Source organism: Desulfosediminicola flagellatus (assembly GCF_005116655.2).
Taxonomy (GTDB): Bacteria; Desulfobacterota; Desulfobulbia; order Desulfobulbales; family Desulfocapsaceae; genus Desulfopila; species Desulfopila flagellata.
On sequence record NZ_CP050698.1, the window covers coordinates 6,566,346 to 6,591,017 of the forward strand.

The 24,672-nt window shown below is 44.8% G+C and carries 15 protein-coding genes; 13 read left to right on the forward strand and 2 right to left on the reverse strand.

Annotation, left to right across the window (positions count from 1 at the left end):
• Positions 1 to 421 precede the first annotated feature (421 nt).
• The 4 genes from FCL46_RS27190 to FCL46_RS28390 all read left to right on the forward strand — a co-directional run bounded on the left by FCL46_RS27190 (position 422) and on the right by FCL46_RS28390 (position 4,102).
• A complete protein-coding gene (locus FCL46_RS27190) occupies positions 422 to 1,498 on the forward strand; it encodes an SGNH/GDSL hydrolase family protein (RefSeq protein ID WP_136808528.1) in 1,077 nt (358 codons plus the stop codon).
• Positions 1,491 to 1,949: a hypothetical protein gene (locus FCL46_RS27195; protein ID WP_136808527.1), complete on the forward strand. Its 459-nt coding sequence runs from the start codon at positions 1,491 to 1,493 to the stop codon at positions 1,947 to 1,949. The genes FCL46_RS27190 and FCL46_RS27195 overlap by 8 nt, the downstream gene beginning before the upstream one ends.
• A complete protein-coding gene (locus FCL46_RS27200; RefSeq protein ID WP_136808526.1) occupies positions 1,949 to 3,772 on the forward strand; it encodes a carbamoyltransferase family protein in 1,824 nt (607 codons plus the stop codon). The genes FCL46_RS27195 and FCL46_RS27200 overlap by 1 nt, the downstream gene beginning before the upstream one ends.
• Before the next feature lie 165 nt (positions 3,773 to 3,937).
• The gene (locus tag FCL46_RS28390; RefSeq protein ID WP_228723297.1) at positions 3,938 to 4,102 is read left to right on the forward strand and encodes a DUF5989 family protein; all 165 of its coding nucleotides are present in this window, start codon (positions 3,938 to 3,940) and stop codon (positions 4,100 to 4,102) included.
• A 535-nt stretch (positions 4,103 to 4,637) separates the two neighbouring features.
• Here the strand turns inward: FCL46_RS28390 and FCL46_RS27205 are convergent.
• Positions 4,638 to 7,349: an acyltransferase family protein gene (locus tag FCL46_RS27205; protein ID WP_136808525.1), complete on the reverse strand. Its 2,712-nt coding sequence runs from the start codon at positions 7,347 to 7,349 to the stop codon at positions 4,638 to 4,640.
• A gap of 874 nt (positions 7,350 to 8,223) precedes the next feature.
• On the opposite strand from FCL46_RS27205, the gene FCL46_RS27210 reads away from it, so the two are divergent.
• Together FCL46_RS27210 and FCL46_RS27215 are read left to right on the forward strand one after the other, a co-directional pair.
• A complete protein-coding gene (locus FCL46_RS27210; RefSeq protein WP_136810870.1) occupies positions 8,224 to 9,732 on the forward strand; it encodes an IS1182 family transposase in 1,509 nt (502 codons plus the stop codon).
• A 506-nt stretch (positions 9,733 to 10,238) separates the two neighbouring features.
• The gene (locus FCL46_RS27215; protein ID WP_217909534.1) at positions 10,239 to 12,023 is read left to right on the forward strand and encodes a SulP family inorganic anion transporter; all 1,785 of its coding nucleotides are present in this window, start codon (positions 10,239 to 10,241) and stop codon (positions 12,021 to 12,023) included.
• A 97-nt stretch (positions 12,024 to 12,120) separates the two neighbouring features.
• Here FCL46_RS27215 and FCL46_RS27220 read toward each other — a convergent pair whose 3' ends face one another.
• Entirely contained in the window at positions 12,121 to 13,122 is a 1,002-nt protein-coding gene (locus FCL46_RS27220; RefSeq protein ID WP_136808209.1) for a LacI family DNA-binding transcriptional regulator, read from the reverse strand.
• Between the two features lie 770 nt (positions 13,123 to 13,892).
• On the opposite strand from FCL46_RS27220, the gene FCL46_RS27225 reads away from it, so the two are divergent.
• The 7 genes from FCL46_RS27225 (at position 13,893) to eno (ending at position 24,618) form a co-directional block, all read left to right on the forward strand.
• Positions 13,893 to 15,278, forward strand: a complete 1,386-nt coding sequence (locus tag FCL46_RS27225; protein WP_420811251.1) for a PTS mannitol transporter subunit IIBC — start codon at positions 13,893 to 13,895, stop codon at positions 15,276 to 15,278.
• A gap of 143 nt (positions 15,279 to 15,421) precedes the next feature.
• Positions 15,422 to 18,052 (forward strand): phosphoenolpyruvate--protein phosphotransferase, encoded by a 2,631-nt coding sequence (gene ptsP / locus FCL46_RS27230; RefSeq protein WP_136808207.1) that lies wholly within the window; start codon positions 15,422 to 15,424, stop codon positions 18,050 to 18,052.
• A 38-nt stretch (positions 18,053 to 18,090) separates the two neighbouring features.
• Positions 18,091 to 19,827 (forward strand): alcohol dehydrogenase catalytic domain-containing protein, encoded by a 1,737-nt coding sequence (locus FCL46_RS27235; RefSeq protein ID WP_136808206.1) that lies wholly within the window; start codon positions 18,091 to 18,093, stop codon positions 19,825 to 19,827.
• Between the two features lie 3 nt (positions 19,828 to 19,830).
• Positions 19,831 to 20,760 (forward strand): 1-phosphofructokinase, encoded by a 930-nt coding sequence (gene pfkB / locus FCL46_RS27240; protein WP_136808205.1) that lies wholly within the window; start codon positions 19,831 to 19,833, stop codon positions 20,758 to 20,760.
• A 225-nt stretch (positions 20,761 to 20,985) separates the two neighbouring features.
• On the forward strand, positions 20,986 to 21,966 hold the full coding sequence (locus FCL46_RS27245; protein ID WP_136808220.1) for a class II fructose-bisphosphate aldolase: 981 nt from the start codon (positions 20,986 to 20,988) through the stop codon (positions 21,964 to 21,966).
• Between the two features lie 218 nt (positions 21,967 to 22,184).
• Positions 22,185 to 23,204: a type I glyceraldehyde-3-phosphate dehydrogenase gene (gene gap, locus FCL46_RS27250; RefSeq protein ID WP_176371629.1), complete on the forward strand. Its 1,020-nt coding sequence runs from the start codon at positions 22,185 to 22,187 to the stop codon at positions 23,202 to 23,204.
• Positions 23,205 to 23,325: 121 nt separating this feature from the next.
• Complete coding sequence (eno, locus tag FCL46_RS27255) at positions 23,326 to 24,618, forward strand: phosphopyruvate hydratase (RefSeq protein WP_136808203.1); 1,293 nt, start codon at positions 23,326 to 23,328, stop codon at positions 24,616 to 24,618.
• Positions 24,619 to 24,672: the final 54 nt, after the last annotated feature.

The following is a 24,672-nucleotide window of genomic DNA, read 5'->3' on the forward strand; positions in this document are numbered from 1 at the left end:
GATAAGCATAAAAAACGATTCCTAAGATAACACGGGCCGCATTTGAAGGGTGACTCTATAAATACGTGTATGCCCACTTCAAAGTCTTCTGCCTATCCTGCACGTGGTACCTCAAGAGCCTATGTGATACTCATGAAATTTCAGGCTATATTTTGGCGTCGCAGGAGTGGTTTAACCTTTCGTAATTAAATGGTTTATATGGTTTGCAGTCTCACGGTTATGAGAGCCTGTCAGGACACTCATTTGTTATGTTGTTTTTAGTATGATTAACTTGCCGTAAATGTACAGAAAAAGAGTAGCATTGAGGGTTCTAATAGGTTAGGATTCTCTCAGTTTTATGTAGCCGATTGTCGGCAAACCTTTGTTCGATCTGTCTAAAGAGACAATTTCTTATCACCTACACACGAAATATACATTTACTATGCCGGAGACGACCTTTAAACAGAACCGCATCAGGGAAATCCTGATAAAGGGTGCAATGTCGTTGTTCCTAATGGGATTGCTGACATTAGTCCTTCTTGTGGCCGCCGAATTTTTTCTTCGTCTGTACTATAATGATGTTCTGTCCACCGCTGATGGAAGGTCGTTATTGTCACGAAAAAATGCTGCCTTATTCAACTCAGAAAGAAATCCGTATGGATTGCGCGGGAAAACTGTTCCCGTCAACCATGACGGAAGGTACAGAGTTGTTGTGCAGGGTGACTCTTTTACGTATGGGCAGGGGGTATACCCGGCAGATAAGAGGTTTACCGAGATTCTGGAGAGCCGGCTGATTCAGGATCAATTCAAGCAGGGAGTCGTGGTGGCCAATAGTGGCATCTGCGGGTTCAATCTTCGGCATCATGTGAAACACCTTTCATTTATTGAGGATATTCATCCGGATTTTGTTTTGTACCAGTGGTATATCAATGATATGGACAGTAAACCTGACTATCGAAAGGTAAAAACTCCACCATTGGTTTCGAACAAGAAACTCGACAAATTCTTATGGGAACATTCCATACTCTACTATCTTATCCAGCAGAGGTATGGATTGCTCCGGACTGTCGCTGGAAAGCAGATTCCTTACACGGATTATCTTGTAAAACGTTTCGAAGATCCTGAAAGTTCATATTCTAAAATTGCAGATAAGCTGCTTGAAAAGCTGTTCCAGGGCTATGAAAGCCGAGGAATAGATTATGGTGTTGTGCTGTTTCCCAGTTTTGCAGAACATTTTAGCAACTATCAATTGGATTTTCTCCATGAACGGGTCCTCGAACACTGCAGTAAACATAACGTGAAGTGTCTTGATTTACGCGAAGAGTACAGGGGAATAGATGATAACAAAAGCCTTTGGGCTAACGTATTTGATGCACATCCGGGTGAATTGGCGCATGAACTTGCCGCAGAAGCAATATACGATCATTTTAGCGAATATTGGAAAGAAAAAGATCAATTACGAATTGAACGCGCTGAGTCTATAGTCAGCCAATCGCAAGACGGTGGAAATAATGAGTGATACATTCAAACAGGGGTTGGTATCGAAGGTTGTATGGCAATGGGTGGAAAAGGCAGCACAGCCTGGTCCCCAAAAACCATCTATGATTTTCAGTCTTGTAACTCTGGGAATCGGACTTGGTATTGGTGCACTTTTCTATGCGTATTTCAAACCCGTTATGGCAATAATAGTATGGGTAATTTCATCCTGTATTTTTCTTTTGTCCAGGTTTGCACCCGGAATGTATGGCGCTATAGAAAGAGGGTTTGCAATTCTTTCCCGTTATATAGGTATTGTTCTTACATGGCTGCTTTTGACCCCGTTTTATTATGTCTGCTTCGGATTCGGGAGGTTGATGCAGAAAATTACCGGCAAGGACCCAATGACCCGCAGGTTCGATGACGAGGCAGATACGTATTGGCAAGATAAGGTTGCGGAGTTGGACGAAGAGCGCTACAGGAGGCAGTTCTAATGAATATTCTTGGAATAAGTGGTTATTACCACGACTCCGCTGCTGTTCTGGTGCAGGACGGTAAAATCATCGCAGCTGCCCAGGAAGAGCGGTTTACACGGATCAAACATGACCATGATTTCCCGATCAATGCGGTCCGGTATTGTCTTGCAGAGGGTGGTATCGAAGGCGGAGAAATCGATGCGGTAGCTTTCTATGATAAGCCTATAACGAAATTTGTCCGGTTGATGGAAACCTATTTTTCGGTAGCTCCCAGAGGCTTGAATTCATTTATGATGGCTGTACCTCTGTGGTTAAAACAGAAGCTGTGGATTCCTTACCAGATCGAAAAAAGCCTGAACTCCTGCGGGGTCAAAGCTAATAACGTATATTTCCCGGAACACCATGAATCTCACGGTGCCTCGACCTACTATCCCTCTCCTTTTGAAGAGGCGGCTATTCTTACAATGGACGGTGTCGGAGAGTGGGCTACCTCTACTATTGGTGTGGGACGAGGAAACAGCATAGAAATATTCAAAGAGCTCAGGTTTCCCCACTCTCTGGGACTCCTCTATTCAGCTTTTACCTATTTTACGGGATTCAGGGTGAATTCAGGTGAGTACAAGCTGATGGGGTTAGCTCCTTACGGAAAGCCCAAGTATGTTAAGTTGATCTATGACCACCTGCTTGACATTCGGGATGACGGCTCATTCAGGCTGAATATGGATTATTTCGGCTATCTTGAGGGGTTGCGCATGACCGGGCCGAAATTTGACGGTCTTTTCGACGGGCCACCCCGTAAGCCGGAAAGTGCAATCACACAAAGGGAAATGGATATTGCCGCATCCATACAGGTGGTGACAGAGGATATCGTACTTCGCATGGCCCGTTATGCCCGGAAAATCACCGGAATGAAAAACCTCTGCCTTTCCGGTGGTGTGGCACTCAACTGTGTTGCAAACGGAAAGCTGCTAAGAGAAAATGTTTTCGATGACATCTATGTCCAACCCGCTTCGGGTGATGCAGGTGGAGCCCTGGGAGCAGCTCTGCTGGTCTGGCATCAGGTGGATGGCAATGCCAGACATGCTGACGGTGTAAAAGACTCGATGCAAGGCGCCTATCTTGGTCCGCAATTCTCAGATGATGAAATCGGCGCATATTTAGACACACATGGTTATGCAGCAAGAAAACTTGAGAGTGCTGACTGGTCGGGAGAGATCGCACGACTCATCGCTTCAGAAAAAGTGGTTGGGTTATTTCAGGGTAGGATGGAATTCGGCCCTAGAGCACTGGGAAACCGTTCCATTATCGGGGATGCACGTTCCACCACAATGCAGTCGGTGATGAACCTCAAGATTAAGTACCGCGAATCCTTTCGACCGTTTGCCCCGTCGTGTCTTGAGGAGCATGTGTCCGACTATTTTGATATAGACAGGCCTTCCCCGTATATGCTGATGGTAGCTGATGTCAGGAGTGATAGGCTCGTTGCTCATGAGGCGCAGGAGTTTGAATTCGGTGACATGATCAACCAGGTTCGCTCTGATATCCCGGCAATAACACACGTGGATAATTCCGCCAGGATCCAGACAGTATCAAAGGAAACGAACAAACCGTATCACGATATAATCAAGGCATTTCACGACATCACTGGTTACGGTGTGATTATCAACACTTCTTTCAATGTGAGAGGTGAACCCATAGTTTGTACCCCGGAGGATGCTTACCGGTGTTTTATGCGAACGGAAATGGACTATCTTGTTCTTGGCTCCTACCTTCTTGGGAAGGAGGATCAAAAGGCGTTCAACGATGATGAAAACTGGCGTGAAAGCTATCAACTTGACTAGATTTTACGCAAGTGCCATATCTTTTACCTCAAAGCCCGGCATGTCGGATGGGAGGAGTTTCTCTGAGAACGAAGAGGTTGGAGAAAATGGACGTATCCAGCCAGCCTATACATAGGTTTCAAAACAGATACTGGAAAATAAAGCTAAAGAGGCAGAGAAGAGGAAATGAATTTCATAAAGCATTTAATATCGCTGTTCAAGGAGCTGTTCCAATTTGCTGTAAAAAACAAAACCTGGTGGATTGTTCCCCTGGTTGTTGTCTTTTTGGGTATCGGTTTATTAATTGTTGTAGGTGAGACTTCGGCACCATTTATTTACACGCTATTTTAGGAATTTTTCGCATTAAAGCTGAGCATATTGATCAAAGTCGAGGGGTAAGATTTTTTAAAGTAGTTTGCTTATACCTCAGACTGAAGCGGAGGTAAAAGTCAGCATTGCTAATAGGCCTCATATCAATCCTTGTCGGAAATGCTGACTTTTGCTGGAGCGTGTAACGATATTCTACTTAACCTCTTTTTTTCTTCGCACATAAGCTCTACTTCCTCATCTGTAAATCCTCCTTCCCTGATCAGGTGAAGGTGCAGAAGAGCAAAGGCGTGCTCCATTGTTTTGCCTGTTGAGTATCTGACCAGCCTTTCTCGTTATCTTTTAAATTACAAATTCAAATGTTTGATTGTAAAAAAATCCACCACGAATGGTGGGCTTTTTTCGCACCTGAAGCGTTACAAACCACTTGCGGTAATTTACTACACCGCATGGCTTATGCCTCTACCTGCGAAAAAAGTGTATCAATGAGAAATCAGGGCTAATAGTTATTACCAAATCTTTGTGCCGGTAGCGGGAACCCAAAGGGAAAACATGAACCTCAATCTGCTGGTAAACCGTGGCTGGATAAGTAAGCAACATGACTAATGCTGGCAAGGAAATGAGACATCTCGTCCTGAAAAAATGGGGAGAGTTTCTCAGAGCCAAGGTGGTTGAGGTGATTGTCATCGTAATACAGAGTCTGCTCTTCATTGTCGAATACACTGGTGATGTATTTACCAGGATCGAAATAATAGAGATAACGATTGTCTTGAGGTAACTTGCTGTATAATTTAAAAGTCTTGGAGATTTTTTCGTTACTGAACTCCTTATCTATTTCACAGGAAGGAGTAATGTTGAGAAGAGATGATAACAGGGTAATGTTTCTTGTCATGCACTTCTGTGGTTGCTCACGTAATATTGGAACCTGTTCAAGGATAATGACCTTCTTGCCGGAATCAAGCAGCGTATTAACCGTGTCAGCAAGTGCATCAGTCAGTATATCCGAATAATCATATGTATCGGTTAATTGTGAGGCTGCACGATTGTTGAATATGCTTTTCGGATGTTCTACGTAAAATTCCGCCCTGAATGCGAGAAATACGAATTGGATTTGAGGATTCTCAATTGCTTGGTTAATAGTCGTCTTATGGCGTTGCATGCAGGAATAATATTGCTTTTTTAATAGAGAATTACCATCAGGTTTAGGTTCATCATGGAAAATAGGTGGACAGGCTGGCTGAGCAATAATTTTGAGTGAAAGATCGTGGCTTTCACTCCACTCATATACAGATTGAGCATAGTTTGCTGCATGAGAATCACCCATAAGGATCACCTCTGGACTATCTGTTTGGGGAATCTGCTTGATATCCGTATAACGGACAGTGTGGAACATAGCCCCAGCTTTTTCATCATTAAGAAATCTCCAGAATGAGTGACTGGAAAAACCCAGTCGCATTGACAGGATTAAGGTAATAACAATAAATGTAGCTCCTGCAGATAAGGTAGCTTCAGGAAATCGTTGTCTGCGCATCAGGTTGACAGTAAGGATAACCAAAACCGAAACACAAAGAAGTATGCAGAAAAGTAAAAACATTTCGTAATATTTATAAAAATTGTCAGCTAGGAGGAGTGTGTGGGGATCCTTGCCCGTGGCGGTCAAGTGAACACCGTTAGCAGACGATTGTGCTGTGAGGTTGTGGGCACTGTCGTTATATTGTTCTGTTATGCTGGATAGATTGAGATATCTTGAAATCTGAAGTACGTCGCTGGTAATTTTGCAACTACGTATCCAAACTTCCCCTTTATCTACAAGAGGATCTATTCTGACCCTATTAATCTGGCTGAGAGCTGGTACATGGAATGTAAACCTGTACTGTGTATCATTGAGCTGGTAGGTGGGCCTATAGCGTAGATGTTTAGAATTTTTTTCTGAAAAAGGCTGAGAGGAGTCAGACCAGTAGACCGCTATCATTTCTGTTTCTGGATTGAAATTTTCAGGTTTAACTTCTACGTCGATAGTAAGTGTTGTTGCCGAGTGGTTTGCATCGATTTTGGTGGAGTAATTGATGGCACTTACAGCGAGTAAGGGAATAAATATAAGGGCGACAATGACTAAAAAGTATCTTTGTATCAGGCTGGTATGAAGTTTTTTGTCGGTTATGTATGCGGTGAGCGTCTCAGGCAGTTTGCCGTAGCGGCACGGACGTTCAATAAGGAAAAAGGATGCTATAGAGAGTGTAAGGGTGGCAGCAAAGATACAACTTCCAGAGAAAAAGGTGATTTCGGCACCAGTCGTGGCCTTGTAGAAAACGATTATTGGCCAGTGCCAGAGATAAAGAGAGTAGGATATAACGCCTATAGCGACAAATGGACGTAATGAAAGTAAACGGTACCCTATAGAATTATTCGAAAGACCTCCAGAATAAATAAGTAGAGCTACACCCAAAACAGAGAGTATTGCATTACGTCCGGGAAACGGGACTGAACTGCTTAAGGTAAACATCGGAAGAAGAACACATACCAGGCCTAAAAAAGAAAGGGAGTTGATTGCTTTTGGGGACTTTAGAGCAGGTAATTGACCTAGCGCAAGAATGCCTCCAACACCTAATTCCCAGGCTCTTGAGTGAAGCATAAAAAAAGCGGACTGAGGTGAATGTGTGCTGAGATAGTCACTGTAGGCAAGGGAAGAGATAGTGATTATTGTGAGAATTGGCCATAATCGGATACCTTTGAGGCGACTTACGGTGATAAGCAGGAGCGGCCAGATCAAATAAAATTGCTCTTCTACACCAAGGGACCAGGTGTGAAGCAGCGGTGATAATTCTGCAGACGGATCAAAATACCCTCTTTCCTGGGCGAACATGAAGTTGGAGATCTGTAAAGCGGCTGAATTGAATTCACTAAAAAAGCGTGTGTACATCTCTGGACTGAGAGAGATTACAGCAAATCCCGCAGAAAGGAAAAGCATTGTAAAGAGAGCAGGAAATATCCTGCGCATTCTACGTGCATAAAATCTCGCCATCGAGAATGACTCATTTCGAATCTCAGTGACAATTATCCGGGTGATGAGAAACCCTGAAATGACAAAAAATATGTCTACGCCAGTATAGCCACCCGGTAATAGGTGGTTATTGAGATGAAATAAAAACACACTCAATACAGCTAAACATCTCATCCCATTAATATCAGAACGGTAATTCAAGCCTAGGTCCTCTTCGTAAGAATGACTGTCAGAATAGTCTGGTTTCCATCCGAAAACGCTGCTTTCCATCTAACTCGTCGTTGCTCTTAAAATTTAATCCTCGCAATATCAGATGCATGGCTGTGGTAAAATTTATCGAGCGCCTCGATTTAGATGAAAACCCCTCGTTTCGGGATGAAAACTGGTCTAATATCCTGCCAGCTGTACATCTCGAGTTTTGAAAATCACGTTAATGAGAAAACAACGAATAACTACAGATCATGTACTCGAAATTTACAGGATGGTAACGGTATAATAAAACATATAAAGGTATAAAAAAAGCGGCATCCTATCCTGTAGATTGATTTGATAATAACAGAGGATTATTGAACTTCACAACGAAAAAACATAGGTAATGAAAAGATGAAGCACTTAGGGGTGAAGTAAGAATATAAGCAGAATAGGTAGTCGTAAATTCTAGCGAGTTTGTGGAGAAAGTTAGCCTGTCAATACACCTTGTATTTGGCCATCAATTCCGGAAGGGGGCACGATTTCAGGACCACCACCTATTGTTTTTGGGGTTACCTTCAACGATACCGCTGCATCCGTAACCTTTTTGCGAGAAATCGGCTGATTATTGGAGATAGTTAGTTAGTCTGATTTGTCATTCTGTGGTACCTTTCGTTGTTGCATAAGATAGACTTTACAAATTAATCAATGCACGTTTCTGGCAAGGCGGACTTGACTCTGTATTACGAGTTGTGGCGTTCTCCAAACCAATAGCCTCCTAGGAGGCTGTCCGACAATAATTAAAGAGAATAGTTAAATTGTTTTTATCGTAGCTGAATTTCCTAGCAAATGGCAAACAGGTTGAGATGGAATGCTTATATATAACAGCATGATAAGCTGCATATTCTTGTTTTTTGTGTTAATTTGTATTCAATAAAACAAGAGAGGTTTCCTTATGTCACCCCCATTCAAAAATCTGCCATTAGAATTCAAACAACGGCAAATGTTTCCGAGCAATATCTTTGATCTGCTCCCTGACAATCATGAATGTTATCTGTATAACGATATTTTTCAGCAGCTTGACACCTCAAGTATTGAAAAACAGTATAGCATGCAAGGACAGCGTGCCTATCATCCCAAGTTGATTATCTCGATTCTCATATACGCATACAGTCATGGCCTTTTCAGCTCAAGACAGATAGAAGGACGGTGCCATGTAGACCTTGCTTATATGTATATATCAGGGATGTCATGCCCAAATTTCCGAGTGTTAAGTGACTTTAGGAAAAATAATGCTGAATTTTTTCATGAATGTTTCAAGCAGAGTGTCCTGATAGCCATGCAATTGGGACTTGCGTCTCTTGGCCATGTAAGCTTAGACGGTTCAAAATTTAAGGCTGACACTTCTAAGCATAAGGCCATGAGTTACAAGAGACTCAAAGAAAAAGAACATGAATTACTAGCGGAAATTGAGAGCCTTATAGCGAAAGCAAAAAACTGCGATGAAGAAGAGGACAGGGAGTATAAGGAACCTACCGGATATGGTATTCCCGAAGATTTACAGTTCAAAGAAAAGCGATTAGCAAAAATACAGGCAGCCAAAAAAGCCTTAGAACAACGGGAGCAAGAACTACACCCCGGCAAAACCATTGAGGACAAAAAGCAAATTAGCTTTGCAGATACGGATGCCCGTATTATGGGAAAAAATAACGTCTTTGATTATCAGTACAATGGGCAAATATGTGTAGATGAGGATAAGCAAGTGATTGTTGCCCAACATCTGAGTCTAAATGCAAATGACAAGAACGAGGTTGAACCTGCGTTAGAAAATATACGGGAAACGACTGGCAGTTTTCCTTCAAAGATGAGCTTTGATAATGGTTACATGTCAGGTGATAATCTTGAGGCAATAAGATCGGCAAAACTCGATGCTTATGTAGCAACAGATAAAGCTGAGAAGAGAAGTGAAATTCCGTTAAATGATTCGGACCGCAAGCTCATAAAGGCTGATTTTATTTACAACGAGCGGGGTGATTTTTTCACCTGTCCTGGAGACCAATCCCTCGTTTTAATACGTACATCAAAATCGGGCAGGAAAACATATCAAGGCGACTCTGATGTGTGTGTTGAGTGCGATTATAAAAGCAGATGTTGCAAATCAACTCAGGGTAATGCTCGAACAATTAACACGGATGACAAAGAGCCCTTACGGCAACAGATGAATGAGAAAATGGAGAGGGTAAGCTCTAAAGAAATATATGGAAGACGAAAAGTTATCGTTGAACCAGTATTCGGACAGATAAAAAATATCGGTTTCAGAAGATTCAGTGTCAGAGGGTATGAGAAAGCAAGTGGTGAATTTTCCCTTGCATGCACTGCTCACAACATGAGGAAGTTACTGAGAGCGATCATAAATGGGGTAGTACGTTCAGAGGACGGCAAATTGTTGGCAAATCCTGCATAGTAATGATGGAGAGCCCTGATTCTCAGTATAATTGCATTATTCAGGCGTTTTTCAGGTGCATATTATAAGATTTACCTTTGCGCAGAGATATAAAGCTCCAGCGATTGCTAGGCTTTATGATTTGTCCGATTTAAAATTCCTGTTCTCGGACAGCCTCCTAGGAGGCTGTCCGACAATGGTCTTTCGAAGTCTACGCTATCTGCCCAAACTCTTCGTTATTATCGAAAAACAATGCTCACAATATCATTTATATGGCTTGCGCTTGTTTTTTGAAAAAGCCTCGATTTTGGCCCAAATTTCTTTGCTAACAGTTTGACGGGATAAGCGATTTGACTGGTTTCGCCTTAGCGGATGTTCTATTGAGTTAGTTCTCATCTAGAAACTAATTATCCATTTGCACTCTTTTTAATCGCTCCTGACATTGTGAAGTTCCTTTGAACTCATTATCATATCTCGATGATGCTCATAAATGTTTCCTGATATTTTAAATATTTAAAAGAGAAGGTATGAAAACATTCCTGAATGAAATGCTGCATGATGCCGGGCTTCGTTGTATTCCTTTCCTCGACTGGATTGGTGAATTAAAAAATCCCGCGATTCTGAAAGCGGATATACTTGCCGGGATAACTGTTGCTCTGGTGCTCATTCCTCAGTCTATGGCCTATGCACAACTTGCCGGATTGCCGCCACACTATGGGCTGTATGCCTCGTTTCTCATACCAATAGTTGCAGCAATTTTTGGGTCTTCAAGGCAGTTGCAGAACGGGCCTGTGGCGATTATTTCCCTGATGACTGCAGCCGCTCTAGCGCCACTTGGTTTGAATGTTGAACAGACAGTTATGTATGCTGCCTTACTGGCTTTAATGGCTGGCACTATCCAGGTAATTCTCGGCTTTTTACGTTTGGGAGTGATGGTTGATTTCTTGTCGCACCCGGTCGTCATCGGGTTTACCAACGCTGCTGCCCTTGTGATTGCCAGTATGCAACTGGGTAATATGTTCGGCATCACAATAGATAGGGGTAATCACTTGCATGAAGCACTCTTGAATCTGGCCATTGCGATACCTGAGGATACTCACCTGGCAACGATGTTCATGGGGATTTTCGCGATTGTACTGCTTGTCGCATTCAAACGATTCACGCCGAAATTGCCGGGTATTCTTTTTACAGTATTAATTACAACACTTGTCAGCTGGTTTTTTGGGTATGGAAATCTGGGTGGGGCGGTTGTTGGTCATGTGCCCGCAGGTTTACCTTCGTTTGCCTGGCCTGAATATAATTCTGCTCATATAAAAGATCTTCTTTTGCCTGCTGGTATGATCGCATTTTTAAGTTTTGTTGAGGCGTTTTCTATCGCTAAGGCGGTTGCCTCAAAAACCCGCCAACGACTTTCTGCAGATCAGGAAATGGTGGGTAAGGGGTTGGCTAATCTCGTTGCAGGGATAATGCAGGGGTATCCGGTATCCGGTTCATTTTCACGGACAGCGGTAGCTTTTGATGCGGGCGCTAAAACCGGTTTTGCTGCGGTTGTTTCGGGTATCATTGTTGGCATAACGCTGCTGTTTTTAACACCACTTATGTATCACTTACCCATTGCAACTCTTGCGGCCGTTATCATTGTGGCAGTTGCGGGATTGTTTCAGATAGAACCTCTGGTGCATTCATGGAAAGTAACTCCGCATGATACGGTTGTGGCCTTTGTTGTATTTAACAGTACCATCTACTTTGCCCCGCATTTGGAAAAAGGCGTCTATATAGGGATAGCTCTATCTCTGGCCTTTTACATCTACAGGACAATGCGTCCTCACTTTGCTGAAGTCGCCATGCATGAAGATGGCACCTGGCGGGACGCCCATCTGTTTGGTATGCATACCAGCGACACCCTGGCATTTTTTCGTTATGACGGTGATTTGTATTTTGTTAACGCTGGTTATCTGGAAAAGCGGCTGCTTAACGCTGTCGCAGATAAGCCACTATTAAAAGTAGCAATACTTGATATTGAGGCGGTGGATCAGATCGACACAACAGGTGAAGAGATGCTTGCCCACATGTCCGAGTGGTTCAGGGAAGCAGGTATTGAATTCTATATTACACGGCCGAAGTTCAAGATAACTGACACGCTTAAGCGCACCGGGTTGTATTATAAAATAGGTGAAGAGCATATCTTCAGTAAGCGTCAGGACGCGCTCAAAGCAATTAAACACAAATATGGGGATACGGTCGACATCAAACACTTACAGAGTCATATGCCTGTTAATAGTTCTAAAGAGTGGTTTGAGCAGATTAGCTAGCTCTTACCTTTTGCCTGGGAGGCAGTGGGAATGTGAATAGAATCTACTCAGAAAGAAAGGCGAATCTATCCATCTTTTTAAAATTATTGGGAATAGTCTAATCTTCTAAGCAGCCGCACGATTGGCGAATGATTAACTTCGTGTTGAGAACTACTTCACGATTAGAACGTTTTGGATCCTGAATCCTTTTGATAAGCATTTCAGCAGCGGTTCGGCCTATTTCATAGGTGGGTTGCTCAATAACTGTAAGCGCCGGATCTAAAAGTTTGCCCCATGTTGTATCATCGAAACTGGCGAAGGCAATATCCCCCGGGATTGTCATCGTATTTTCTCTGATCGCCAGAAGCACGCCTGCGGCCAACAAGCTGTTACTGGTAAAAATCGCGTCGGGTCGTTCCTGGGTTTGAAACATTTTCATGGCGGTGTTGAAGCCGTCTTCTTCTCTGGCGTTGGTGTATTTTATTAAGTCCGGTATTGGTTTGATATCATGATCTTTTAACGCACGCACAAAGCCTTCACGCCGTTCACGCCCGGTGGTGCTCCCTATTCCGAATATTCCTGCGATTCGTTTATAGCCGTGCTCAATCAGATGACTTGTGATTGTATGGGCGGATTTCACATTATCAATAACCACATTATCAACATCAAGATCGCTCACATGCCGATCGATAATAACCATGGGCATATCCAGAAACGATGTGTCTGCAAGATTGTTAATAGCCTGCCTGGTCGGTGATAAAATGACTCCTGCTACGTTTTCATCGCGTAGGAAATTCAGGCAGATCTTTTCTTTTTCGGGATTTTCATCTGTATTATAAAGCAGCACGCTGTACCCAAGTTCATGCGCTGCATCATCAACTGCTCTGCTCACCCGCTGAAAAAACGGGTTTTCAATATCGGAAATAATCAGCGCGATAATCTTTGAACTGTTGGATCGAAGGTTTTGAGCAACCCGGTTAGGGCGGTAGCCCAGTGACTCCACCACTTCCATGACACGTTTCTTTACTTCAGGTCGAACATGCGGTTTGTCGGCTAATACTCTCGAAACTGTTGCTGTCGATACACCTGCTGCATCTGCAACGTCTTTAATTTTTACCATTTGAATACCATTCTCCTCATTGGGTGACGTGTAATACCAATACAGGTGTAAACGTTTACACCTTTTGTGTCAAATGAATTTGTTTTTGATGGTTTGCAAATGAGCGGAGTTCTCGCTTAACGCAACTATATCAACCCTTTTACGTTGTGTTGATTCTGCTCCTTAAGTGACTTGAACAGCACGACATAATGGTCAGGGTTGTGACTGGATTGAAATGCTGTTTGAAAATGATGAAAGGAGTGAACCGCTGTTGATACCGTATTGGTATTTATCGAAATGACATATAGCATCGTTTTGGTCAAGCAACGTCTTACGCGACCTGTTTATGATTTCAAAACTGAAAACGTTTACTGTGTTGTTCATGAGGATTTTGCGTTTTTCAGGAGTGTAAACCAGAATTGGTATATTTTGTTATTTGCCTGATAAGAAGGTTAGTGGTATGAAATTATGAGTTAAAGTTCTTCCTGGTTCTGATTTGAAACCACAACCAGTAAAAAAACATTGACAGGTAATCCTGTAAACGATTACAAGAAAAGAAATGCTTTTGACCTTCCGTACTTTTTGAATGAAGGGGCCATATGAATTACCCTTTAGGATGTAAGCGTTTGGCCATTTCACACTAACCAGTCAATTGAAAGGAGAGCCTGAAATGAAAGAAGGAATACAGCGGTTAGGTGGTTTTATGGCCGGAATGATAGCCCCAAGCCCCGGCGCATTTATCGCCTGGGGTTTGACTATGGATAATTTAACAACCGTATAACTAGAGGGGGATGGTTATGTCAGCTAAAGCTTTGAAAGTAGGTGTCCAGTCATTTGGAAGGTTCTTGAGTGGTATGGTAATGCCCAACATTGGTGCATTTATCGCCTGGGGGTTGATCACAGCATTATTTATACCAACCGGTTGGTTACCTAATGAAACATTAGCGTCACTTGTTGGTCCTATGATCACGTATTTACTGCCCCTTTTGATTGGTTACACCGGTGGTAAGATGGTTGGTGGAGAGCGTGGTGCCGTAGCCGGAGCCGTTACAACGATGGGAGTCATTGTTGGTGCTGGTATTCCAATGTTTCTGGGAGCCATGATTGCCGGTCCACTGGGAGGTTTAGCCATAAAGAAATTTGACGAGCAGGTTCACGGTAAAATCAAACCTGGATTTGAGATGCTGGTCAACAATTTCTCACTGGGCATTATCTCAATGCTGATTGCCTTAATTGCTTACGTGGTAATTGGCCCGCTCGTTTCTGTAATTACAAAGGGACTGGCATCTGGTGTGGGTTGGATTGTGGATATGTCTCTTTTGCCTCTGGTCTCAATAATTGTCGAGCCTGCGAAAATCCTCTTCTTGAACAATGCGATAAATCATGGTGTGTTCACTCCTCTTGGCGCAGAGCAGGCAGCTAATGTGGGAGCTTCCATTTATTATCTGATTGAAACCAATCCCGGTCCTGGCATGGGCATCCTCCTCGCGTATATGTTGGTAGGTAAAGGTACGGCACAAAAGTCGGCTTATGGCGCATCCATCATTCATTTCCTCGGTGGTATTCATGAAATATATTTTCCGTATATCTTAATGAAGCCGAGATTAATTATTGCTGTTATCGCGGGTGGTATGGCAGGTGTTGCTTTTAACATGATCACCGGTAATGCTTTGGTTGGTCCTCCATCTCCTGGTTCTGTTTTTGCGTTAACCCTTATGTCCACAAAAGGAATGGGAATTGTCCTGACTTTGGCTTCCATTGCAATTTCTGCAACCACTTCATTTGTCATTGGCGCAGTAATTATTCGTAAGGACGCTTCAGAGGTTGATGACATTGAAGCCGCAACAGCTGCTGTGGCAGCAAGTAAGGCTGAAGCAAAAGGGTTTGCCGTACCTGTTGCAGCCAGAAGTGTTCGGTCTATTGTAGTGGCTTGCGATGCAGGTATGGGATCTTCAGCCATGGGTGCAACTGTATTGCGCGGCAAAGTTAACGATGCCGGCTTAAATATTGAGGTTACCAACGCGGCTATTAATGATCTGAAAGACGCTGATATTGTCATTACTCAAAATGAATTGACTGATCGTGCCAGAATTAAATTACCTCAGGCACAGCATATGAGTATCAGTAATTTTATGGACGCAGGTTTTTATGACGACCTGGTAGCTAAACTGGTTTAGCCGCTCTGTCATGAATTACGGGAACCTTGAAAAATCTCCGGATTTTTTCAAGGTTCTCGTGGTGTGGCTGGGCAAAATATTGGTAGTAAAGCGGCAGGCGGAGGGTCTGTTCGAAGATCGATATATTTTTTAAGGAGATCGTGATGTCTTTTTTTAAAAAATTGCTCGGTGGTCAAAAGAAATCTGAGATCACTGAGAAGCCCGAAGTATCCGAAAAAGCTGTTCAGGCATCCGCGCCGCAAGACAATAAGGATATCGTGGAAAGAGCTCTGACGGTTAGTCCACAGCAAATACTGTTAAATGCTCAGGTAACGACTAAAGAAGATGTTCTTGAACTCATAGCTCAAAACTTGTCCACCCTAGGCCTCGTCAGCGGCAACTATCTGGAAGCATTGCTCGGGCGTGAAGAAAAAGTCAGTACTTACCTGATTAATGGCGTAGCGATCCCTCACGGTGTAAACGAAGCAAAAGAGCAGGTAATTAAGACTGGCGTTTTTATTGTGCAGGTGCCAGAAGGTGTCGTCTGGAATGACAAGGGAGATGTGGCTCGCCTGATCGTTGGTATTGCTGCCAGGGGTAAGGATCATTTGAGCTTGCTTCAGCGTCTGACAGAGGTGGTTATGGATGAGGGCCTGGCCGAGCAGCTGGCAACCACATCCGACAAAAGCGATATATTAAATGCCCTGAATGATGCGGAGCAGACCGAGTCCGAGCAACTGGAAGACTATTCAGTTAGAGCGGAAGCAAAGGTCGTCGATATGCAAGGGATGCATGCCCGCCCAGCCAGCTTAATTTCAGAAAAGGCTGCAACATTTTCAGGAACAGATATCCGCATTCGAAACGATCAGAAGACCGCAACTGCGAAATCCATGGCATCACTTTTGACGATGGGCGCAAGTCTTGGTGATGTTTTGATCATTTCTGCCGAAGGGCCCGAGGCGAAACACGCCGTTCAGGTTCTGTCAGAAATGATCAGTCAGGGATTGGACGATGACGAGGAGCAGGATAATGCGTCGTATCAGCCTTTAGCAGTACTCTCTGCTTTGACAGATGTTCAGTGTCGTATGAAAATCAGTGGCTCCGCAGCATCTCCCGGTATTACCATGGCACCTGCCTTTCGATTGCAAGCGGGAAAGATACGTTATGAAGAAAATGCAGAAGATCCTCAAATGGAAGCCAGGCTTTTCAGCACTGCACTGAAGGAAGCTGCACAGCAACTGGATGAACTCAAAGCCGACCTGCAGAGAATGGCTCCAAATGAAGCAGCCATTTTGCACGCTCAAAAACAGTTGTTGCAGGATGAACTGGTACTAACCGACAGTGAGAAATTCATTGTAAATGGCAAAACTGCTGCATGGTCGTTTCATCAAGCCATTGATAAGCAAGTTGAGTCATTAAAAAAAGTTGATAACGAGCGCCTGAGAGCAAGGATCGCAGATCTCATTGATGTACGTGATCGGGTATTGGCTCTGATGGTGCCCGCTGTTTCAGCAGTTGATTATCCGCAAACAGATTTCATTTTGATGGCAAAGGATCTCACACCTTCACAAACAGCCGGATTAAATGGTCTAAAAGTCCGTGGTATTTGTACGGAACTTGGCGGACCCAACAGTCATATGGCGATCCTTGCCCGTGCTTTGGGTATTCCCGCAGTGGTCGGTCTGGGGGAGGGCGAGCTGAAACATATTGAGGATGGCGAATTAATTATCGTCGATCCGCAGGCTTCGTCCGTTTACATCGATCCGGATGAAGCAACGCAGAAGCAGGGACTGGAGTGGATAGCTCAGTGGAATCAGATCCGCAAAGCAGAAGGTGCGCAAAAACATAAACCCGCTGAGACCCTTGATGGTCACCACGTTGATGTCGTATGCAATATTGCCAAGCCGGAAGACGCGAAATCTGTTTTGGAAAACGGTGGCGAAGGTGTCGGATTGTTACGAACAGAGTTTCTTTTTGAATCTTCTACTTCAGAACCAACGGTGGAAGAGCAATATGAGAGTTTAAAAGCAATTGCCGCAGAACTCGGCGGTCACCAGCTGATAGTACGTACGGCGGATATAGGTGGAGACAAACCGGTATCCTGGATGCATATTCCCCATGAAGATAACCCTTTTCTGGGTATGCGGGGCATTCGCCTCTCGTTCAAATATGAAGATATGTTCAGGCGTCAGCTTGAAGCCATTTACACGACAGCGATCTGGCAGAAAGAGGAATGCGGATCAACAGGTCTGCACATTATGTTTCCAATGATCGGCAGAATGTCGGAGTGGAATAAAGCACGAGACATCGCTGAAAGTATACGCTCACAATTAGACGCTCCCAAGTTGCCATTGGGCATCATGATCGAGGTTCCATCAGCGGTAATGATTGCCGATCATCTGGCCAAAGAAGTGGATTTTTTCTCCATTGGCTCAAATGATTTAACACAATATACCCTGGCTATAGATCGCGGGCATCCAGATCTCTGCTGTGAGGCAGACAGTTATCATCCTGCCCTGGTTAAAATGATTGAAATGACGGTGAAAGCAGCACAGACTCATGGTAAATGGGTCGGTGTGTGCGGCAATGCGGCAGCGAGCCCTAATCTTGCGACACTACTGGTCGGGTTAGGTGTGACTGAACTGTCAGTAAGTCCAGCCAATGTGGCAGCGGTTAAAAATATTATCCGCGCTGTCAACTACAGTAAATTACAGGAAAAAGCAAAGAAGGCATTGCAGCTGGAAAGTTCAGAAGCTGTTATGGAGTTGTATAAAAGCAACGACGATCTGTTGTAGCACCTACCCTGAATTCTTCATGAGCCCAGGAGGCAATCATGACATCACAATATAAAAAATATCACTCACCGGAGATTACCGTACCAGAAGAAGGATTGGTCTGGAATATGTACGGTGCAGGTGAAGAGAATATAGGAAAAGACGGACAACCAGAGCTGTTGCCGATACCAAAACCGGCTGCCAACCAGATGCTGGTGCGTATTGACTCGGTGGGGCTCTGTTTTTCTGATGTAAAGCTGATCAACATGGGTGGAAGTCATCCCAAACTGTATAACCGGGATCTGTCAAAAGAGCCCGGCAGGCTTGGCCACGAAGCTTCATTAACTGTCGTTGAAGTAGGCGAAGAACTTAAGGGTAGATATCACCCCGGTCAGCGGCTTGCAGTGCAACCCGATATTTATCAGGACGGTAAAAGTACCGCTTACGGCTACACCATCCCCGGTGGCCTGATCCAGTACCACCTTATCGGCCCGGAAATGCTTGAGACGGATGAAGGTGAGTGTCTACTGCCGGTTGATGATTCCATGGGCTATGCAGAGGCATCGCTTCTGGAGCCTTGGGGTTGCGTCCTCGCTTCGTATACCCAGCGTCGTCGACTGGATCCAAAAGAAGGCGGTGTTATGTGGATCATCGGAAATCCGACTGACAATGCGGAGTATACCTTTTCAAAAGGGCTGGAATATCCGGCTACCATAATTCTTTCTGATGTGCCGGAGGCGATTGCCGAACTCGCAGGGAAAACCTCAGCTAAGATCGTCGTGCGTAACGGTGTCACCCCTGATCAATATGACGATTTTGCCAAGGAATATACAGACGGCAACGGCTTTGATGATATCGTCATGCTCGACCCGCGTTCCGCCGATGTTGTCGGGAAGGTAGCAAAATACATTGCCCGCAGAGGCACCATGAACATGGTTGGCAAGACAGCTCTTGACGGGTTGGTTGATACCGATGTCGGAAGGCTCCATTACGATTATACCGCGTATATCGGCAACCAGGGGCCGGATATCGCAGCGTCATACGGAGAGCAGCGTAACCGATGTGAGCTGTACCCGAAGGGAACAACTGTTTTTGTCGGAGCTGGCGGACCCATGGGACAGATGCACGTCCAGCGTGCCCTCGAACTTCCGGACGGGCCGACAACGGTTATCGCTACTGAGGTGAGTGACCTGCGGCTGGACTCCATCAAGGAACGTTTTGCATCGCTGGCTGAAAAAAATGGTAGAAAATTACTGACCTTCAATCCCCAGACCAGTGAGAAATCACTTCATGATTTCGTGATGGAAGTAACGGATGGTAAAGGCGCCGATGATGTCGTCGTGAGCGTACCTATCGCAGATGTCATGGCCGAAGGCGACACGCTTATGAACGAAAACGGTATGCTGGTCTTTTTTGCAGGCGTTCCCAATGGCACTATGGCCGACATGAACCTGAGCAATGTCTACCTTGCTAACGCCCAGTATACAGGAACTTCAGGACTCACTCTGGACGATCAGCGCCAGGTGCTCAGCCAGGCTTCGCAAGGATCTCTTTCACCGGGCCGCAGTGTTGGTGCCATCGGCGGGATGAATGTTGCGAAAGAAGGTATCCAGGCAGTTATTGAAGGAAAGTTCGCCGGAAAGATTGTTATTTTTCCACAGATTGAAGATTTGCCACTCATAGGTCTCGATGACCTTCATGACCTTCATCCTGAGATTGCCGAAAAGCTAGAACCCGGCAACATGTGGACTGCTGAAGCTGAAGAAGCCCTTTTTGAAAAATACTGGAAGGAGTGAAAGATGATATTCACCGTTACACTCAATCCGGCAGTTGATCGGGAAATGACCGTTGATGCCATTTCCTTCGATACTGTCCTGCGAGCCTCGGATTGGCGGGTAGACTGCGGTGGGAAGGGCTTTAATGTTGCCCGCATGCTCAAGTCCCTCGGGATTTCGAGTGTGGCACTGGGGTTTGCTGCAGGAAAGAGTGGCGAAATGCTGAATGATAAGCTCCAGTCCCTTGGCATTGAGACTGATTTTGTCTGGGTCGGGGGAGAAACCCGCACCAATGTGTCTATTGTCAGCTCTGAGAATGGTCAGTATGTGAAAGTCAATGAGCCGGGCCCCACCATCACCGGAGCAGATCTTACACAACTTGCAAAGAAGATTGGCGACCGGGTTAAGGAAGGAGACTGGTGGGTGCTTGCCGGCAGTTTGCCTCCCGGGGTGCCGCCGACCTACTATACAGAGCTGATCAGCATCATTCAGTCTACAGGAGCAAAGGTATTCCTCGACACAAGTGATGAAGCGTTGCGTCAGAACTGCGCAGCTAAACCGTTGCTGGTTAAGCCTAATGATGAAGAAGCGCATGGGCTGACCGGTCTTCCTGTCGGAACGAAGGAAGAGATAGCGGTTGTCGGTGCAGCAATTTCTGAGATGGGACCGCGTAACGTGATTATCTCGCTAGGAAAAGAGGGGGCCGTACTGGTTGATAACGGCAAGGCGTGGTTGGCTGCCAGTCCTGAAATTACAGCTGCCAACCCTATCGGTGCCGGTGATTCCATGGTTGCAGGGGTTGTCTGGGGACTGAGCCGGGGAGACAGCATGCAGGATGCTCTCTGTAAAGGGATTGCCTGTGGCGCTGCCACTGCCAGTCAGAAAGGGACATCGGTTGGCTCTCTCGAACAGGTGAATCAGTTGTTAGAGAAGGTTAAACTCAAAGAAATCTAATGATTTTATGAATTCGTAAAATCCGATCTACTTCGTTGTAGGTCTTAAGCGGCAATTCGTCGTACTATGTACTGCAGAATTTCCGCTTAAGACACTACGCCTCGTATATCAAACTTTTCCAGAGCCCATTCCTGAAAGTGTTTCGACTTTTTAATAGAATATCAAAACTTTAGTACAAATAAATCCGTGCCAACCAGACTTACGCACATACTACGGAGATGTATGATGGCTGATTCTTTTCCATACGAAAAACTTGGGTTAGTGAACACCAAAGCGATGTTTAATAAGGCAATGGAAGATAAATACGCCATTCCAGCCTACAACTTTAATAATATGGAACAGCTGCAGGCCATCGTGACCGGTTGTGTGCAGTCTGATTCTCCGGTTATCTTGCAGGTGTCCGGCAGTGCCAGGACATACGCCGATGCTGTGATGATGCCGCATATGGTGCAAGGTGCGGTGGCCATGGCGCGGAAAATGGGCAGCAACATTCCTATAGCCCTGCATTTAGACCATGGTAACAGTTTTGAGCTGGCCAAAGAGTGTATAGATAGTGGTTTTTCTTCTGTCATGATTGACGGCTCACATCATTCCTTTAAGGAAAATATCCGGCTCACTGCGGAAGTAGTGGAGTATGCCCATAAACACGGTGTAACTGTTGAAGGAGAGTTGGGTGTTCTGGCAGGTGTTGAGGATGAGGTTTCTTCTGAGGTGAGTCACTATACCCAGCCTGAAGAGGTGGAAGAATTTGTCGCAAAAACCGGGGTGGACAGCCTTGCTATATCTATCGGAACCTCCCACGGTGCCCATAAATTTAAATTGAAGCCGGGCGAGGAACCACCAACCTTGCGTTTTGATATATTAGAGGAAATCGAAAAACGTCTTCCGGGGTATCCAATAGTGTTGCACGGTGCATCTTCTGTATCGCCTGAGCATGTTGCCATGATCAATCAATATGGCGGCAACCTGGAAAGCGCTGTGGGTATCCCCGCAGAACAACTGCGTCGGGCGGCACAATCAGCGGTGTGCAAAATTAACATCGACAGCGATGGCCGTCTTGCCATGACCGCTATGATCAGGAAAGTTTTTGCGGAGAAGCCAGCAGAATTTGATCCACGGAAGTATCTCGGCCCGGCACGAGCTGAACTTATCGAATTGATAAAATTAAAAAATGAGGACGTGCTCGGCAGTGCCGGAAAGGCCTGATCCGACCTCTCTCCCAGGAGGCTGTCCGAGAATTAGAGTTTTGGTCAAAATCGAGAAGTTTTTAGAAAATAGGCACAGCCATATACTTAATATTGCGAGCATTATTTTTTTAAAAATCCGAAGATTTTGGGAAAAAGTCATTACCGGACAGCCTCCTGGCCCGTACTTCAATACACATCATCTAGTAAATATAAATACATATACTTGGAGAAAATATTATGCTTAAAGTTGCTATCAATGGTTTCGGTAGAATAGGAAGACTATCATTTCGAGAACTTGCTGGAGACAATCGTTTTGAAGTTGTGGCAATTAACGATTTAACAGATCCAAAGATGCTTGCTCATCTTCTGAAGTATGATAGTGTTCAGGGCCGTTTTGCAGGACATACTGTCGAAAGTGATGAGGATTCTCTCATCATTGATGGAAAGAAAATCAGAGTCTACAAAGATCCGGAACCGAAGAATCTCCCTTGGGGTGAACTTGGGGTGGACATTGTTTTAGAATGTACCGGCTTTTTCTGCTCAAAAGCCAAAAGCCAGGCGCATATTGATGCAGGTGCAAAGAGAGTTCTTATTTCAGCTCCTGCAGGCAGTGACCTTCCAACCATTGTTTATGGCGTAAATCATCAGATACTGAAAAGTGATGATCTCATTGTCTCTGGTGCATCATGTACAACCAACTGCCTTGCTCCTATGGCAAAGGCATTGAATGATTATCGTGAGTTACGAACAGGTTTCATGACAACGATCCATGCATATACGGGTGACCAGAATATTATTGATGGGCCGCATCGTAAAGGTGATTTTCGTCGTGCAAGAGCTGGAGCAATTAACATTGTCCCGAATTCGACCGGTGCTGCGAAAGCGATCGGTCTTGTCATTCCTGAACTTGACGGAAAACTTATTGGGTCAGCACAACGCGTTCCAGTTGCTACTGGTTCCATCACTATTCTTGATGCTACATTAAAAGATGAAACTGACTCTGTAAGTGTTGAGGGGCTCAATGAAGCAATGAAAAAGGCTTCAGATGAATCCTTTGGGTATTCTGATGAAGAGCTGGTGTCAAGCGATACAATTGGTATGAGCTATGGTTCACTTTTCGATTCCACCCAAACACTTGCGCAACGTTGTGGAACCAATATTTATGAGGTTAGAGTTGTAGCCTGGTACGACAATGAAATGAGCTATGTTTGCCAATTAATCAGGACATTAAACCATTTGGGAAGTTTGATGGCGTAAGCACAGATTTATCAATTAAAAAAGAGATCCCCGGTTAAAACGGGGGATCTCTTTTACGTTTCGTCTCCATCCAAAGTTGACGCCGGAATTCAGATATTACCTCAAAAGGTGGGAAATAATTATGTCAGATATCAGTAAGATTATAGGCCGGGAAGTAATGGATTCACGGGGTAACCCCACTGTTGAAGCGGACGTATACCTTGAATCAGGTGCCTGGGGCAGGGCGTGTGCTCCATCAGGAGCCTCGACGGGTTCCCGGGAGGCACTTGAATTGCGGGATGGTGATAAAAGTCGCTACTTGGGCAAAGGTGTACTAAAGGCCGTTGCAGCTGTAAATGAAACCATTCGTCCCGGCCTGATTGGGCACAGCGCTTATGATCAGCAAGGGGTCGATCAGATAATGATTGATCTGGATGGAACAGACAATAAAGATAAACTCGGTGCCAATGCGATTCTGGCAGTTTCTTTAGCCAATGCAAAAGCTGCTGCAATGGATAAAAAAATTCCTTTGTATCAGCACATTTCCGAATTAAACGGAACCCCCGGTGCCTATTTGATGCCGGTCCCGATGATGAACATCATCAACGGCGGGGAGCATGCGGATAACAATGTTGATATCCAGGAGTTCATGATCCAGCCTGTGGGTGCTGAAAATTTCAGGGAAGCGCTGCGGATGGGTGCGGAAATTTTCCATAACCTGAAAAAAGTGCTGAGCAGCAAAGGTTTGAGCACGGCTGTAGGCGATGAAGGTGGTTTTGCACCAAACCTGTCTTCAAACGAAGAGGCACTGGCAGTTATAGTCCAGGCGGTAGAGGCAGCGGGGTATCAGATGGATAAGGATGTTACCCTGGCCCTCGACTGCGCAGCGTCTGAATTCTATGTCGATGGAAATTACGACCTCAAAGGTGAGGGGAAAATCTTTGATTCTGAAAAATTCGGAGATTACCTGGCTGAACTGAGCGAAAAATATCCTATTATTTCAATTGAGGATGGCCTCGATGAAAGTGATTGGGACGGATGGGCAAGCCTGACCAAAAAGATTGGAGAGCGCATTCAGCTTGTTGGCGATGACCTCTTTGTGACAAATACAAAAATTTTGAAGAAGGGAATTGACACCGGGGTGGCTAATTCAATTTTGATTAAGTTCAACCAGATCGGATCATTAACAGAGACATTGAATGCTATTCGTATGGCTAAAGATGCCGGTTATACAGCCGTTATTTCCCATAGAAGTGGTGAGACGGAAGACGCGACTATCGCTGATCTTGCAGTGGGTACAGCGGCAGGTCAGATTAAAACCGGTTCTCTGTGTCGTTCCGATAGAGTTGCTAAATATAATCAACTGCTTCGTATAGAAGAAGAGTTGGAGGGCAAAGTGAGTTACCCGGGGCGCAAAGCAATAAAGGGTCAATAAATTCTCGGACTGCCTCCTGGAAATGCATTTGACATGCTCTGTCGGTCAATTTCT

Bases quoted from the DNA above. Each gene is read 5' to 3' on its own strand.
- FCL46_RS27190 (WP_136808528.1), top strand. From the start codon at position 422: ATGCCGGAGACGACCTTTAAACAGAACCGCATCAGGGAAATCCTGATA.
- FCL46_RS27195 (WP_136808527.1), top strand. From the start codon at position 1,491: ATGAGTGATACATTCAAACAGGGGTTGGTATCGAAGGTTGTATGGCAA.
- FCL46_RS27200 (WP_136808526.1), top strand. From the start codon at position 1,949: ATGAATATTCTTGGAATAAGTGGTTATTACCACGACTCCGCTGCTGTT.
- FCL46_RS28390 (WP_228723297.1), top strand. From the start codon at position 3,938: ATGAATTTCATAAAGCATTTAATATCGCTGTTCAAGGAGCTGTTCCAA.
- FCL46_RS27205 (WP_136808525.1), bottom strand. From the start codon at position 7,349: ATGGAAAGCAGCGTTTTCGGATGGAAACCAGACTATTCTGACAGTCAT.
- FCL46_RS27210 (WP_136810870.1), top strand. From the start codon at position 8,224: ATGTCACCCCCATTCAAAAATCTGCCATTAGAATTCAAACAACGGCAA.
- FCL46_RS27215 (WP_217909534.1), top strand. From the start codon at position 10,239: ATGAAAACATTCCTGAATGAAATGCTGCATGATGCCGGGCTTCGTTGT.
- FCL46_RS27220 (WP_136808209.1), bottom strand. From the start codon at position 13,122: ATGGTAAAAATTAAAGACGTTGCAGATGCAGCAGGTGTATCGACAGCA.
- FCL46_RS27225 (WP_420811251.1), top strand. From the start codon at position 13,893: ATGGTTATGTCAGCTAAAGCTTTGAAAGTAGGTGTCCAGTCATTTGGA.
- ptsP (WP_136808207.1), top strand. From the start codon at position 15,422: ATGTCTTTTTTTAAAAAATTGCTCGGTGGTCAAAAGAAATCTGAGATC.
- FCL46_RS27235 (WP_136808206.1), top strand. From the start codon at position 18,091: ATGACATCACAATATAAAAAATATCACTCACCGGAGATTACCGTACCA.
- pfkB (WP_136808205.1), top strand. From the start codon at position 19,831: ATGATATTCACCGTTACACTCAATCCGGCAGTTGATCGGGAAATGACC.
- FCL46_RS27245 (WP_136808220.1), top strand. From the start codon at position 20,986: ATGGCTGATTCTTTTCCATACGAAAAACTTGGGTTAGTGAACACCAAA.
- gap (WP_176371629.1), top strand. From the start codon at position 22,185: ATGCTTAAAGTTGCTATCAATGGTTTCGGTAGAATAGGAAGACTATCA.
- eno (WP_136808203.1), top strand. From the start codon at position 23,326: ATGTCAGATATCAGTAAGATTATAGGCCGGGAAGTAATGGATTCACGG.